This is a genomic window from Pseudomonas sp. 58 R 12 (genome assembly GCF_900005865.1).
In the GTDB taxonomy this organism is placed as follows: domain Bacteria; phylum Pseudomonadota; class Gammaproteobacteria; order Pseudomonadales; family Pseudomonadaceae; genus Aquipseudomonas; species Aquipseudomonas tritici.
Window position 1 is genome coordinate 211,058 of the sequence record NZ_CVTP01000028.1, and the last position, 14,050, is coordinate 225,107.

Genomic DNA, 14,050 nt, shown 5'->3' on the forward strand with positions numbered 1-14,050 from the left:
TCCTAAATGGGCTCAAAGAGGTTTGCTGAGGGCGGCGCCCGTAGGCACAGTTGGCGCCAGCGCGGCTGAGGGCGACGTCTTGGCAAAAAACACCAGGATCGCAGCGAGCACTGAGGTGCCGGCCAGGCCATAGAGGCCGCCCTGGATCGAACCGGTGGTCTGTTCCAGAAAGCCAAAGGTGGTCGGTGCAACGAAACCGCCCAGGTTGCCGATCGAGTTGATCTGCGCGATCACCGCGGCGGCGATGCGCGCATCCAGGTAACCCTGGGGAATGGGCCAGAACAGCGACGACGCCGACTTGAAGCCGATGGCCGCAAAGCAGATCGCCACAAAGGCAAAGATCGGCCCGCCGGTGGTGGACATGAACATGCCTGCGGCGGCAATCAACAGCGCCGCCGCCACCCAGGCCTGCTGGAACTTGAACTTGCCCGACAGCGAGGCGAAGGTGTACATGGCGATGATCGAGATCAGCCACGGAATCGAGTTGAAGAAGCCGACCTGTATATCACTCAAGTCGCCCATCTTTTTGATGATGCTCGGCAGCCAGAATGTCGCCGCGTAGATCGTCAGTTGGATGCAGAAATACAGCGCGCAAAACAGCAGGATCTGGCGGTCTTTCAGCAACTTGCCGATGGTCGGTTTGACGGTGGTGAGGGCTTCACGTTCGCGCTGTTCCTGGTCGATGGCATTGACCAATGCGTCCTGTTCTTCGCGGGTCATCCATTTGGCGTCGTGGGGTTTGGAGTCCAGCCAGAACCACACAAAGAACCCCAGCGCCACCGAGGCCAGGCCTTCAATGGCAAACATCCACTGCCAGCCGTGGAAGCCAAACCCTTCGATCTGCAACAGTGCGCCTGAGAGGGGGCCGGAAATCAGTGAGGCGACCGCCGAGCCGCTGAGGAAAATCGCGATGGCTTTACCACGCTCCACGCCGGGCAGCCAGCGGGTGAAGTAGTAGATCACCCCAGGGAAGAAGCCGGCTTCGGCCACGCCCAGCAGGAAACGCAGGATGTAGAAGTGGGTTTCGTTCTGGATGAACGCCATCATCGTCGCGACGATGCCCCAGGTGAACATGATGCGGGTCAGCCAGATTCGCGCCCCGACCTTCTGCAGCAGCATATTGGAGGGCACTTCGAACAGGGCGTAGCCGATGAAGAACAGCCCGGCGCCGAATCCATAGGCTGCGGCGCCAATGCCCAGGTCATGCTCCATGTGCGTGCGCACAAAGCCGATATTGACCCGGTCGATGTAGTTGAGGATGAACATGATCACGAACAGTGGGAGCACATGGCCCTTCACTTTGCTCACGGCGCGCGCGAGGACTGGATCACTTTCTGGTGCGGCAGATGCATGGCTTGAATTGTTCACAATTCAAAACTCCCCCTGATTATTTTTATGCGGGTTTGCGTGTTTTGTTGATAGACATCATACAAGTAGGTTTCTTGAAATCGCAATGCACTGGTCGGTGTTTTTGTTCTTCTAAAGCGCTGCGTAGATCAAGTTTTTTGGTTATTTGTGTAGGTTTTGTTGGGTTTTATGCGGTTTTTAGAGCGGTCGTGATTTTTGAAAGAGTCGCAATGGCTCGAGTGCACAATGTGAACGCTATGATTGGTTGTCATACAAGTTAGGGGTTTTTTGAATCAACCTGGGTCCCTCTCCGGGTGGGGTGTTAAGCTCCCTCCAGCTCAACCCCGTGGACTTGTAGCAATGCCCATTGAAAGTGGACCCCCCCTCCGTAGACGCTCCACCAACCTCGCCCAAGGCGTGGTCGATGCGCTGACCCAGCGCATCCTGCTTGGCCAATTGAAGCCCGGTGAGAAACTGCCATCGGAATCCACCATCGTGCTTGAGCATGGCGTGAGCCGAACCGTCGTGCGCGAAGCGCTCTCGAAGCTGCAGGCGTCTGGCCTGGTGGAAACCCGTCACGGCATCGGCACCTTTGTATTGGCGCTGCACGCCCAGCAGGGTTTGCGCCTGCATGTGGACACGGTGGCCAGCGTGCGCAATATGCTCGAGTTGCGTCTGGGCCTGGAGGTACAGGCCGTAGCGCTGGCAGCGGTGCGTCGAACCGACGCTCAATTGGCCCACATGCGCCAGGCGCTTGACGATTACCAGGCGTCCCTGGCGAACAACGACAATTGCGTGGAAGAAGACAAACGCTTTCACCAACTGATCGCCGAGGCCACCGGCAACACGTTTTTTACCGAGATCATGCTGCATTTGGGGAACGCGATGATCCCGCGCACCCAGCTCAAGGGGGACGAGCGTGGCGGTGCCGACTTTGCCCAATTGGGGCAACTGGCGAACCTGGAGCACGAGGCGATCTTCAACGCGATCAAACGCCGGGACCCGGACGCCGCACGCGCCGCCATGGTGCTGCACTTGACCAACAGTCGGGACCGTTTTTCGGGGGAGCAGGGCCGTTGAACGAACACACGTTATCCATGCGCCTGGAGCGCGTGGGGGCGAACGTACCTACTGGCGCGCGCCTGGCCGATATTGGCTCCGACCACGGCTATTTGCCGGTGGCGTTGATGCGCCGTGGCTTGATTGTGGCGGCGGTAGCGGGGGAGGTGGCTGCTACGCCATTCCATGCGGCGCAGCGCACCGTGCGTGACAATGGCCTGGAGCAGCAGATTACGGTGCGCCTGGCCGATGGCTTGGCCGCCATCGAACCCCGCGACGGCATCACCGCGATCAGCGTTTGCGGTATGGGTGGCGAGACGATTCGCGACATTCTCGAAAACGGCAAACCTTACCTGAGCGGCCAGGAACGGCTGATCCTGCAACCCAACGGCGGCGAGCAACCCTTGCGTCAATGGCTGATGGATAACGGTTATTCCATCCTCAGTGAAGAGCTGCTGTGGGAGAACCGCTTCTTCTACGAAATCATTGTCGCCGAGCGCGCTGGGCCGGTGGCTTATAGCGCCGAACAGCTGTACTTCGGCCCGCTGCAGATGCAGGCGCGCAGTCCGGCGTTCCTGGCCAAGTGGCAGCGCATCTTGCATCAAAAGCAAAAGACCCTGGCCAGCCTTGAGCGCGCGCGGCAGGCGGTGCCTGAAGAGACGCGGCAGGAGATTTCCCAGCAGGCCAGGTGGATCGCTGCGCTACTGGCTTGATACGCCTTTATTCAAACCTGATGACCTGGGGCACGCTTTACGATCAAACCTTTCAGCCGGGAGGTCGCGGGGTTGAGGGGCGGAGTGAGGTCAAAAATGTGGGAGCTGGCTTGCCTGCGATGGCGGTGGGTCAGTTGGCGCATGTGTGTCGGGTACGCCGCTTTCGCAGGCAAGCCAGCTCCCACAGGGGATGAGTGTTGTTTGGGGAATTTGCGCCATTAGTTACAGGGGCAGCTTTGGGATGAGTGTTTCTGCCCCATTTCCGTGCGTTTCTCGTTGTTTATTTGGTGCGAGCCCGCCTATTTCGGGGCGTTCCTCCACAGGCCCATTTTTTGCTTGTGCCTTCCCAATCAATGACATGGCATTTTGCCGTTAGTCATTTCAAGGCTTCACCCAGCGGTGCACCGCGTGGGTCGTTTTTGGAGAGTGGTCGGACATGCACAGCCTTTTATCACCGGGTATCCGCCTGCTGGGTCGTTTCGGCTTTGCGCGCAAGTTCCAGATCCTGTTCTTCCTGTTCATGCTGCCCCTGGCGGGTAGCCTATGGATGATTGGCTCGGACTATCGCGACAAATTAACCGTGATCTCGAGCGAGCAGTCCGGCGTTCGGCAATTACTAGCCTTGGACTCGTTGGATGGCCAATTGACGGCCCAGCGCAACCTGGCCGCGCGGTGGAAAGCGGCAGACATCCTGCACGCTCCGACGCCGGCAGCGAAGGCGGCGATGGACAAGGTGGACGCGAATTTCCCCGTGATCCTGCAAAGCCTGCAAGCGTTGGGCGATTCACTTAAATCGCAGAACGCCAGCGCCGATATCCTGGCCCGCTTCGAAGCGTTGCAGGCCACGGTCAAGGGCATGGATTCCCAATCCCTGCGCACCGTGGGCTGGTGGCCGGACGGCTACGACCGTTTCACCTCGGCCCTGACCGCGATGCAAACCCTGCGCGAGCAGATCACCCAGGATGCCGGCTTGATCCTCGACCCGTGGTTGGAGACCTACCTGTTGATGCAGATTTCCACCCAGCACACGCCTGACCTGATTGAGCGGATCGGCCGCATGGCCAGTGTGGGTCAGTCATCCATCGCCTCGGGGCAGTTCACCCTGCAAAGCCGTTTGCAGATGCGTGACTTGCGGAGCCGCATCGGCGATGCGCGGGACCAGTTGGTCAAGGCCGCCGCCTCCCTTAGAGCCAAGCAATACGCGGGTCTGGAGCCCTGGACCACGCAGTACGACAACAGCCTGCAACGGCTGGACAACGAACTCAAAGTGCTCGACGACGGCGTGTTCGGAGGCACCATCAAGCTCGATACGGCGGCCTTCGAAACCGGTGTCGACGGCATGCTCGACGGTTTGGCCGCACTGCGTAAGCAGTCGCTGACCTCGCTGGATGCGCGCTTGGGCCATTACCACACGCGTTCCATCCAGCAGTTTATCCCGGTGGCGGCGACCTTCAGCCTGCTGGCGTTGGCAGCGTTGTATCTGTTCATTTGCCTGCAGGCCTCGATTCGCCGTAGCGCCAGTGGCATCACCACCCTGGCCGAATCCTTGCGCGACGGCAATCTGTGTGTGGAAGTGGCCGTTGAGGGGCGCGACGAACTCGCCGCGATCAGCGCGGCCTTGAACGTTGCAGTGGTGCAATTGCGCACCAGTCTGCTAGGCGTCAATCACGAAACCCAGCAGCTTGGCTCGGCGGTACAGACCCTCAACGCGCAATCGGGCAGTACCCTTAACGAGGTCGAAGACCAGCAACACCAGATCAGCCAGATTGCCGCCGCTGCTACCCAATTGGCCGCCACCTCCATGGGCGTTGCCCGCAGTTGCGAACAAGCCTCGAGCAGCGCCCAACAAACCCGGCGCATTGCCGAGGACAGTAGTCGCGACAGCCAACGCACCACGGCCAGCATCCAGCAGCTCAATCAACGCCTGACTGACACCGCCAATGCGCTGGAGCAAGTCAACCAGCAGGGCCAGCAGATTCAATCGGTGGTCGATACCATTCGTGGCATCGCCGAACAGACCAATCTGCTGGCACTTAACGCCGCCATCGAAGCCGCCCGTGCCGGCGAGCAGGGCCGGGGGTTTGCCGTGGTCGCTGATGAAGTGCGCAGTCTGTCACAGCGCACCCAGGCCTCGACCGCACAGATCGCCGGCACTGTCGACAGCTTGCGCGCGACGGTCAGTCAGGCAGTCACGCTGATGGGCGTCGCCTGCGAACAAGCGCTGACGGATGCGCAATCGGTCACCGGGCTTGGCGTTCGATTGGGCGAGATTGCCGGTGCGGTGCAGAACGTTACTGACACCTTGGCGCAAATCGCCACGGCAGTGGAGGAGCAGGCCACGACGGCGGATGAAGTGAGCGGCAATATCCAGCAGGTCGACCAGGCCGCCGGGCGCTTGCTCGACGGCGCAAGGGCAGTCAACCGAGCGGCCGACACCCTGAGCAAGGGCAGCCAGGCGCTGAGCGACAACACCGCGCGGTTTCGCCTGGGCTGAGCTGATACCCCATCATTTTTACAGGCTGACGCACCCCCCCTGTGGGAGCGGGCTTGCTCGCGAATGCGGTTTATCAGTCACCAGATGGATTGACTGATCCACCGCATTCGCGAGCAAGCCCGCACACATTTGATTTCCGGTGTTTTCGGTAGCCAATCAGGCCCTCCACCTGAACCTTCGGCCGCTACAGCGCTCACTTACTAAGTCGCCCTGTTCCCCTGCCGAAAGGAATCCGCATGCCTGCAACGACCTTCCCGCACGGCCCCGTTACCCGAGAACTCAGCCTGCGCGCCGTTATCATCGGCAGCGTGCTCGGCATCTTGTTGACGCCTTCTAACGTGTATGCCGGGCTGAAGATCGGCTGGTCGTTCAACATGTCGATCATCGCGCTGTTGATCGGCTACGCCATCTTTCAGGGCGTGGCCAAGCGTTCCACCGACCACCTGCCGTGGACCTTGCACGAAAGCAACATCAACCAGACCGTCGCATCGGCCGCCGCTTCGATCATTTCCGGTGGATTGGTGGCGCCGATCCCGGCCTACACATTGCTGACGGGCAACCAGTTGGACGCCGTCCCGATGATCGCCTGGGTGTTCTCGGTGAGTTTCCTGGGCATCTGGATCGCCTGGTATCTACGGCCCTCACTGCTCAATGACAATGCGCTGAAATTCCCCGAAGGCATGGCCACTCTGGAAACCCTGCTGCACATCTACAACCACGGTCGTGAAGCCGCTACGCGCTTGAAGGTATTACTTAGCGCCGCGTTGCTCTCCGGGCTGGTCAAGTGGGTGGACACCTTTGCGTGGGCCTTCCCGCGCTGGTCGCCGAGCGTACAGCTGGAGCGTCTGACCTTCACCGCCGACCCTTCGCTGTTGCTGGTGGGCTTCGGCGGCATTATTGGTATTCGCGTGGGCCTGACCCTGTTGCTCGGTGCGCTGATCGCCTGGGGCGGCCTGGGCCCGTGGCTGTTGGCTCAACACTTGGTGGCCTTGCCTGCGGGCAGCAGCGGGCCGCAGTTCGCCGCGTTGGTGGAGTGGTTGTTGTGGCCGGGTGTGAGCCTGATGGTGTGTTCCACCCTGGCGTCGCTGGCGATTCGTTTGTGGGCGTTGTACAGGTCTACGCGGTCCAGCTGCGGTTCGACCTGGACGGTGCCCAAGCCAGGTCCGGCCGCCGGTTTTGCGCTGGCGATTGCGCTGGTGGTGAGCCTGCAGGCGCTGCTGTTCGGCATCCATCTGGGCATGGCATTGCTCACTATCCCCCTGGCGATCTGCCTGGCCGCCGTCGCCGCGCGCGTGGTGGGCGCAACGGGCATTCCACCTATCGGCGCTATCGGGCAACTCTCCCAACTGAGCTTCGGCATCATCGCGCCGGGGCAGGTGCCGATCAACCTGATGAGCGCCAACACAGCCGGCGGTTCGGCCGGGCAATGCACGGACTTGATGAATGATTTCAAGGTGGGCAAGGCCATTGGCGCCACACCGCATAAGCAAGTGATCGCGCAGATCCTGGGAATTTTCATCGGCAGCATCGTCGGCGTATTCGCCTACCTGGCGTTGATCCCTGATCCACAGACCATGCTGCTCACCGAAGAATGGCCTGCACCGGCGGTCGCCACCTGGAAAGCCGTGGCGCAAACCCTCACCCATGGGCTGGGTTCACTGTCCACCAGCATCCGCTGGGCGATTGTCATTGGCGGCTTGGTCGGCGTGGTGCTCGGTGTGCTGGACAGCACGTTGCCTGCTCATCGCGCCCGTTTCCTCCCGAGTGCGGCCGCCCTGGGCCTGGCCTTTGTACTGCCGGCCTCGGTTTCGCTGATGATGGCCCTGGGCGCCATACTGACCTGGCTGGTGAGCTGCCGCTGGCCGAGCCTCACCGAGCGCTTTGCGATCACCGTCGCCGCCGGCCTGATTGCGGGGGAGAGCATCACCGGCGTGGGAGCTTCACTGTGGTCGATGGTGAACTGACGTGTGGCTCGACAAAGGCCGAGCCTGCCGCCATGGCCTCAGGCGATCTTCACATTCATGGTGATCTTCGCGGTGAACACCTTTACGTCGCCCTCATCGAAAATATCCACCGGCACGATCTTGTCCCCAGCGGTTGACCAATCAACGCCGCTGCCATCCGCCAGTGCGTGGATGCGCAACCCGAGTGGGCGCGCTTTGTGTTCCAGAGCCGTTTTGCCGTGGCCAACGGCCCGCACAGCCACACGCCACCTCGACACCCAGAAATTTAATTGTCGGCACTCCCGGGCGCTGGCGTAGTCTGTTTCCAAGACACCCTGTCGCCCAGCGGAGCATTCAATGATCATCGTCCACCACCTCAATAACTCACGCTCGCAACGCATCCTGTGGCTGCTCGAAGAACTCGGCCTGCCCTACGAAATCAAGCGCTACCAACGCGACCCCAAAACCAACCTCGCGCCCCCTGAGCTCAAGGCCATCCATCCGCTGGGCAAATCCCCGGTAATCGAAGACGGTGGCCAGGTACTGATCGAATCTGCCGCCATCATTGACTACCTGATCCGCCACCACGGCCAGGGCCGCCTGCAACCGGATCCGGCCAGCGCCACCTACGACAGCTACGTGCAATGGCTGCACTTCGCCGAAGGCTCGGCCATGCTGCCGTTGATGCTCAACCTCTATGTCGGCCGCCTCGGCGACGCAGGCGCGCCGTTGCACCCGCGTATCGAATCGGAAGTGGCCAATTATTTGGGTTACTTGAACGACGTGCTGGGGCAGACGCCTTATCTGGTCGGCAATGAATTGAGCGGCGCGGATATCCAGATGAGCTTTATCGGCGAAGTTGCCGGGGCCCAGGGCAAGTTGCAGGCCTACCCGAACCTGACCGCGTGGGTGGAAAAATTCCAGGCGCGGCCTGCTTATCGCAAAGCGGTGGAGCAGGGCGGGGAGTATGCGTTTGCCAAGTAAATTGAAATAAACGAGGCAGGCCACGTCTATCATCGACGTGGTCCGGCCCAGAGGTCTCGGTCAATCATCCCGACCAGCAACACCGTCGCTATCGCCAGTGGCACAGTTGCTGTTTGACGTGCTGATGGCAGTAAAAAAGTAGCTTTATCGCTGTTGCAACGAACCCTTTGGTCCCAGGCTTCAGAAGAGGAATAGCGGCCGCTCGCTTGAAGGGCACGGCTGCGCGTTATCCTCCGCTGAACATTGTTTACAACTGTTTACGGATTGGATGACGCGACCGCTATAGGCTATGGGTATCCATAAGAGCCCCCAGCCATGAATCAGCAAGCCCTCGTCGCCACATTGTTTGCATTTGCCTTTTTGCTGGCGCCACCGGCCGAGGCTGCGACGCCCATCACCCATGTCGCCATCTACCGTGGCCCGGCAGGCTGCGATGACTGCTCTGAAAACGTGGCAAAGGCCCTGCACCGCCTCAACCCCAGTTATCACATCGACTTTGTCGGTGCCGATGAGCAGGTCGATATCACACCGCAAACCCTGGCGCGCTATGACCTCTATGTGCAACCCGGCGGTGGTCAGGATATTCCCGGCGCGCTCCGCAGCCTGGGTGATGCGCGCATCGATGCCATCCGTGGCTACGTCGCCGGCGGTGGGCGTTACCTGGGTTTGTGCATGGGGGCCTACCTGGCGGATGACAGCAACTTCGGCCTGATCCCCCTGGATCTCGACTCCGAAGCTGGCCGCCCCGGCTTTGAAGTGTCCGGCATCGCCGACGCCGCCGTGCAGGTCACGTGGAAGGGCAATGTCGACCATGTTTTCTACCAGGACGGTCCTTACTTCCCCAGCGCCCATACGTCCGCGTCCTACGAGGTCATTGCGACCTACCGCAACGGCGACGTGGCGGCGGCGCGGTATACCTATGAGAAGGGCGTGGTGGTGCTGAGCGGACCGCATCCCGAGGCCGGGCGCGAATGGTTCGAGAATGCCGAGATCCCGTTGAGCAAAATGCCCCGAGGCGATCTGTTCGGCTCGTTGATACGCAGCTTCTGAAGCCCACGCCGTCCTCTGTAGTGAGCGGGCTTGCCCCGCGCTGGGTTACGAAGGTATCACTTCGGTCCCCCAGTAAACCGCAGCGTCTGTATCGCTCCCGCTCCCCAGCCCGCTATTAGGATCTGAACCTCCTTTTTGACGGCCGTCTACCAGAACCTACGCCTGAACTCTAAGCGCACTGATGATAAACGCATGCAGACTATTAACCGCCTTGGACCCACGAGACGCTCGGCTACGTAGAATCGAAACCTCCATCGGTTCGATATTCCCCAAGCCGTGCTCGCTACTCAAGACCTGAAGTGACGGCTGCACAGTGCACTGCGTAATCGCGGCAATCGCGAGTCCGCCTTCAACGGCAGCCACTTGGCCCGCCAAGCTGGAGCTGTTGTACACCACCTTGAATTGGCGACCCTGCTGCGCCAGTGAATTCACCGCATACCGTCGCGCCAGGCTCTCGCTTTCGTAGACGGCGATAGGCACCGGGTCGCGCCGCCACAACTCGAACTGGGGCGACCCCACCCACACCATCGGCTCCTTGAACAAAAAGGTGCCGCTGTGCGGCGAGTCCCTGGACACCAGCGCCAGATCAAGGTCGCCGTTGCGCAAGCGTGGGATCAGTGCGGTCGACTGTTCACAGGTCAGTTCTATGTCCACCCCCGCGTAACGCGGTGCAAAACGTTTCAGAACCGGCGTGAGGTACCTTGCCGCGTAATCCTCCGCGACACCCAGCCGGATGCGGCCAGTCAACGCTTCACCATGAAAAGCCGCCTGAGTCTCGGCGTGAAGCGCCAGCATTCGACGGGCGTAGCTCAGCAGCGTCTGGCCGTCATCCGTGAGTTGCAGGTGCCGCGGGCCTCGGTTCAACAGGGAGCGTCCCAGCGCGGCCTCGAGTTTCTTCATCTGCATGCTCACGGCGGACTGCGATCGGTTCACCTCATGGGCCGCGCCCGACAGCGAACCGGCGTCCACCACCGCCACAAAGCACTTGAGCCAATCGATCTGCAAATCGCTGGAGGACATTGCACGTACCTTTATTCGTTAATCGAATGACTGCGACGTGAATTATGCGCTTTTAACGGAGCGAGTTCATTCGCAAGATGCTGGCTTGAACCCAGCCATTGCGGACCTGATCATGCCATTCGAGACCTGGTTGCTCTACCTGATTACCTGCTGCGGCATTGCCGTAGTGCCAGGCCCGAACGCGCTATTGGCACTGACCCATGGCGCGATCCACGGCAGCCGCAGAACACTGTTCACCATCAGCGGTGGCGTGCTTGGTTTTGCCTTGGTGCTGACACTGTGCGCGGTGGGCCTGGGGGCACTGATCCAGGCCTCGGCCACCTGGTTCATGGCGTTGAAGATTGCCGGCGGGCTCTATCTGATCTGGTTGGGGTTCGGCCTATGGCGCTCAGCCCCCGTCAGCCTTGATACACCCGGTAAAACAGGCCTGCGACGCTGGTCGCTGTTCCGCCAAGGGCTGGTATCGGCCCTATCAAACCCCAAGGCATTGCTGCTGTTCACCGCGTTTATTCCACCGTTCCTGGACCCGCACAGGAGCCTCATCGCGCAGACGGCCGCCATCGCGCTGACCTACGCCGTCGTGGAGTTTTTCGTTGAATACATGGTGGCCAGCGCAGCGCACCGGGTCCGGCCGTGGTTGGCGCGAACCGGGCGGCGGTTCAATAAAATCTGCGGCGGTTTTTTTGTACTGTTTGGGTTGGCATTACCCATTCATAGCTGAACGTAAGCTCGCTTGCGAGGGCCCCCGCGTTATTTTTTGCGGTCTTCGCAAACAGCTTTCAGGCCTAGATAGTCAGTCACTGAGCGCTCGCGAAGCCTTAGTAAAAATCATAAGAGAGCGCCCATTCCCCAGTCTCGATTTTCAAGAGGCCGCTCCATGCCGATGGCGGCTTCTGATTTTGGAAACTACGCGGCGATCACTAACGGCATGCCTTCGCGGTGTAGCTGGTAACAGGTTCACGGCTTACAGCTCCCGTTGTGCCGTTCTTGACGATTTTGCTGATCCAAATCCCGCACGGCTCTGAACTGGATTCATAGTCTGCGCCGGGCTCAGGCACAAAATAGAGACCGGTGACGCACTGATATTTCCGCGTAGCACCTGCATACACCAGGGTGATCGGTATGTTCGGGCTTACATAAACTTCGGCGCTATTTTGCACGCCGCCGCCCCCTGGAATGCCAAGGCTCCTGTCGTTGAATTTGTGATTGTTCAACGGCGCCAAGGACCTTGAATTGACTATTCCTGAGTCGGGTAAGTGCCAGTCAATGCATTGGCTGTTGGGAACCAGCCTGACGGTTTGATCAGTGATGACCCTTAGCCTGCTGGACGTGGCGGGCTGTGGTTCGTTATACGCGGTGGTATAGGACTTAAGCCCTGTGACCGTAGAGCATCCGGAAAAGAGTGGGATTGATAGCAGCATCAATAAGAAGGTTTTGTTCATGGTATCGATTCCATTCGTAGAGGGCGCGAGTCGCGCCGTTTCGGTCGCGGCGACGCTTTAGAGGGGGCTTGTTTGAATATCGAGGCGCACCCGTTGCCACTCATTCCAGCAGTCTTCGGCAACGATATCCGGATAACCGCGCTGTTCTTCCATCTCCAACGCGGTGCTGAAGGTGAGCGCAACACAGGTGGCTTGGTCGCGGATATTACACACCTCAAGCTCCGTAAGCGGCAGGCCCTTTTTGTTCTCGGCGGCGGTGAGCAAGACCACGAGGGCGGGCACGAAGACCAGGCATAGCGGATCGGTAGGCATCGATTTCTTCCCTGATGATTCGGGTAAAAGCGCCAGTGTAAACGTGTGGGGATGGGTGCGCATGTGTTCTGGTTTCTACTCACGGATCAGCGCGGTGCGCTCGAAGCGATGGCCGATCAACATGCAGGTCTCCGTATGCACTGCTTTTAAGATTGCTCGAAGGGCTGTTACGAGCGGTCGTTCGTCGCAGGCCAGGATCTTGTTTCACGCAGCGGAGAATACCTAATGCCGAGGATACCGCGTGTTGGGATGCAGAGTTCTCTCCAGGATTTCATCGGGTGCAATCGCTTTGATGGGACTATTAGCGCTGGCAGGATTCGGCCAACTGCGGACAGTGACCGAATCGTTGCGAGCAGCCCATCGCCGCTCAAGGTCGCGCGCTCGCTGGTGGACCTTGAACAAGCCGACGGGATCAGACGCGAACACAGGGCCGAGGGGCTGCAATATCGGCCAACAATGCTCCAGCCCGTTTCACCCCTTGGTGAGATCAACCAACGGCGTCTGCCGCACCTCAGTCTCCCGCCCATCCTGAATCTCGCTAACCTGCTTCAAGGCTCTATCCACCGCCGCCTTATCCGCCAACAAGCTATAGCTGATGCGGAACTGCTTGTGTTCCTTGGGCCCAATTGTCGGTACTAGATTCAGTGGCCGCTGATAACGGCGGTTGTAGGAAAAACTTGTCCCCGGCTCCAGCCCTGTGACGTAGCCCTGGCCTTCGGTGTCGGTGTTTTTCCACAGGGAAAACACGGGCAGTGTCTGGGTATTGAAACCGACCGAAACGCCCAGGCTGCCGGCCTTGTTATGCAACACGGTCAACGTATCGCCCTTGGCATCGGCATACGGCACCACGTTGTACACCGTTTCGTCGTAGTCCCTGGTCGGTGCGCGGTAGGTTTGCCAGTCGGGCAGATCGTCCTTGGCCTTGTCGTTGAAGGGCGACACCTGTTTCACCGGCGCGGCGAAACGAGCGCCCTGCTCCAGGAACGGGGTGCTGAAGTTGCTGTGATACAGCGCTTGGTATTCCTTCGGATAGTCGCCGTTGTTGGTCAGAGTGTCGTTGAGGGCGAACACGACGCTGCCGGGTTCGGTCACCAGTTCGGTCGCGACCGAGAAGTCGACCTTTTTGAACGCCTGCTCTTTCAGCTCGCCGCGCAGGGTAATGGCGTACGGTGGTTTTTCATCGATATGCAGCGTGACTTTATTCGCAGGAATGTTGGCGGCTCGACCGTGCAGGGTCAGCAGTTCGCCGTTGTCGACGCCGGGGTGGCCGACCCATTCGTATCCACAGCGGGTGACCAGCTCATTGAAACCCTCCAACCAGCCCAGACCACCGCGGCCATTGAGTTCGATAAAAGACGGATTGACCACTTCCTTGACCGGCGAATCCCAGCCCATGCGTACATTGCCAACTGAGGCCTGCAAGACGTTCATTCCGCGAGTCGGCACTACCGAGAGTTTCATCGTGCCGTTATCGATGTCGACGATGCTGACGCCCTCCTGCCGACCGCCGTGCAAGGTGCGCAAGGTAACGCTGAAGGGTTTGTCGGTTTTTATTCCGAGTTGCTGACTGGTGATCTGCCAGCCCTGCGCGGCTTTGTCAGTGTCGAGCAGAACGTAATCCCAGGCCATGGCGTGGGAGGCAGCGGACAGTGCGCTGATGGCAACAAAAAGTTTGAGCGGGGTCAT

12 protein-coding genes and 1 pseudogene are annotated in these 14,050 nt (G+C 59.9%); 7 read left to right on the forward strand and 6 right to left on the reverse strand.

Annotation, left to right across the window (positions count from 1 at the left end; genetic code table 11):
- Nucleotides 1-12: 12 nt before the first annotated feature.
- On the reverse strand, nt 13-1,368 hold the full coding sequence (locus tag BFP95_RS25240) for an MFS transporter (protein ID WP_065910863.1): 1,356 nt from the start codon (nt 1,366-1,368) through the stop codon (nt 13-15).
- A 339-nt stretch (nt 1,369-1,707) separates the two neighbouring features.
- On the opposite strand from BFP95_RS25240, the gene BFP95_RS25245 reads away from it, so the two are divergent.
- The 4 genes from BFP95_RS25245 to BFP95_RS25260 all read left to right on the forward strand — a co-directional run bounded on the left by BFP95_RS25245 (nt 1,708) and on the right by BFP95_RS25260 (nt 7,577).
- Entirely contained in the window at nt 1,708-2,427 is a 720-nt protein-coding gene (locus BFP95_RS25245) for a FadR/GntR family transcriptional regulator (protein ID WP_065880850.1), read from the forward strand.
- The gene (locus BFP95_RS25250; protein WP_065910864.1) at nt 2,424-3,119 is read left to right on the forward strand and encodes a tRNA (adenine(22)-N(1))-methyltransferase; all 696 of its coding nucleotides are present in this window, start codon (nt 2,424-2,426) and stop codon (nt 3,117-3,119) included. Before BFP95_RS25245 ends, BFP95_RS25250 begins: the two co-directional genes overlap by 4 nt.
- Before the next feature lie 1,801 nt (nt 3,120-4,920).
- Entirely contained in the window at nt 4,921-5,613 is a 693-nt protein-coding gene (locus tag BFP95_RS30470; protein WP_371914469.1) for a methyl-accepting chemotaxis protein, read from the forward strand.
- 236 nt (nt 5,614-5,849) lie between these two features.
- On the forward strand, nt 5,850-7,577 hold the full coding sequence (locus BFP95_RS25260) for an OPT family oligopeptide transporter (RefSeq protein ID WP_065910865.1): 1,728 nt from the start codon (nt 5,850-5,852) through the stop codon (nt 7,575-7,577).
- 38 nt (nt 7,578-7,615) lie between these two features.
- On the opposite strand, the pseudogene BFP95_RS25265 reads toward BFP95_RS25260, so the two are convergent.
- Nucleotides 7,616-7,750: pseudogene (locus tag BFP95_RS25265) on the reverse strand (DUF4442 domain-containing protein); the annotation flags it as partial.
- A 163-nt stretch (nt 7,751-7,913) separates the two neighbouring features.
- Here BFP95_RS25265 and BFP95_RS25270 point away from each other — a divergent pair.
- Complete coding sequence (locus BFP95_RS25270) at nt 7,914-8,540, forward strand: glutathione S-transferase family protein (protein WP_065880855.1); 627 nt, start codon at nt 7,914-7,916, stop codon at nt 8,538-8,540.
- Nucleotides 8,541-8,855: 315 nt separating this feature from the next.
- Nucleotides 8,856-9,590 (forward strand): BPL-N domain-containing protein, encoded by a 735-nt coding sequence (locus tag BFP95_RS25275; RefSeq protein WP_065910866.1) that lies wholly within the window; start codon nt 8,856-8,858, stop codon nt 9,588-9,590.
- A 156-nt stretch (nt 9,591-9,746) separates the two neighbouring features.
- Here the strand turns inward: BFP95_RS25275 and BFP95_RS25280 are convergent, their stop codons facing one another.
- The gene (locus tag BFP95_RS25280) at nt 9,747-10,610 is read right to left on the reverse strand and encodes a LysR family transcriptional regulator (RefSeq protein ID WP_065874203.1); all 864 of its coding nucleotides are present in this window, start codon (nt 10,608-10,610) and stop codon (nt 9,747-9,749) included.
- Between the two features lie 112 nt (nt 10,611-10,722).
- Between BFP95_RS25280 and BFP95_RS25285 the strand changes: the two genes are divergently transcribed.
- Nucleotides 10,723-11,331: a LysE family translocator gene (locus BFP95_RS25285; RefSeq protein WP_065874239.1), complete on the forward strand. Its 609-nt coding sequence runs from the start codon at nt 10,723-10,725 to the stop codon at nt 11,329-11,331.
- A gap of 199 nt (nt 11,332-11,530) precedes the next feature.
- Here BFP95_RS25285 and BFP95_RS25290 read toward each other — a convergent pair whose 3' ends face one another.
- From BFP95_RS25290 to BFP95_RS25300, 3 genes are all read right to left on the reverse strand, one after another.
- The gene (locus BFP95_RS25290) at nt 11,531-12,052 is read right to left on the reverse strand and encodes a hypothetical protein (RefSeq protein WP_065874202.1); all 522 of its coding nucleotides are present in this window, start codon (nt 12,050-12,052) and stop codon (nt 11,531-11,533) included.
- Nucleotides 12,053-12,109: 57 nt separating this feature from the next.
- Nucleotides 12,110-12,364: a hypothetical protein gene (locus BFP95_RS25295; RefSeq protein WP_065874201.1), complete on the reverse strand. Its 255-nt coding sequence runs from the start codon at nt 12,362-12,364 to the stop codon at nt 12,110-12,112.
- Between the two features lie 471 nt (nt 12,365-12,835).
- Nucleotides 12,836-14,050 carry an aldose 1-epimerase family protein gene (locus BFP95_RS25300; RefSeq protein ID WP_065874200.1) on the reverse strand — a complete coding sequence of 405 codons (1,215 nt, stop codon included), beginning with the start codon at nt 14,048-14,050 and terminating at the stop codon, nt 12,836-12,838.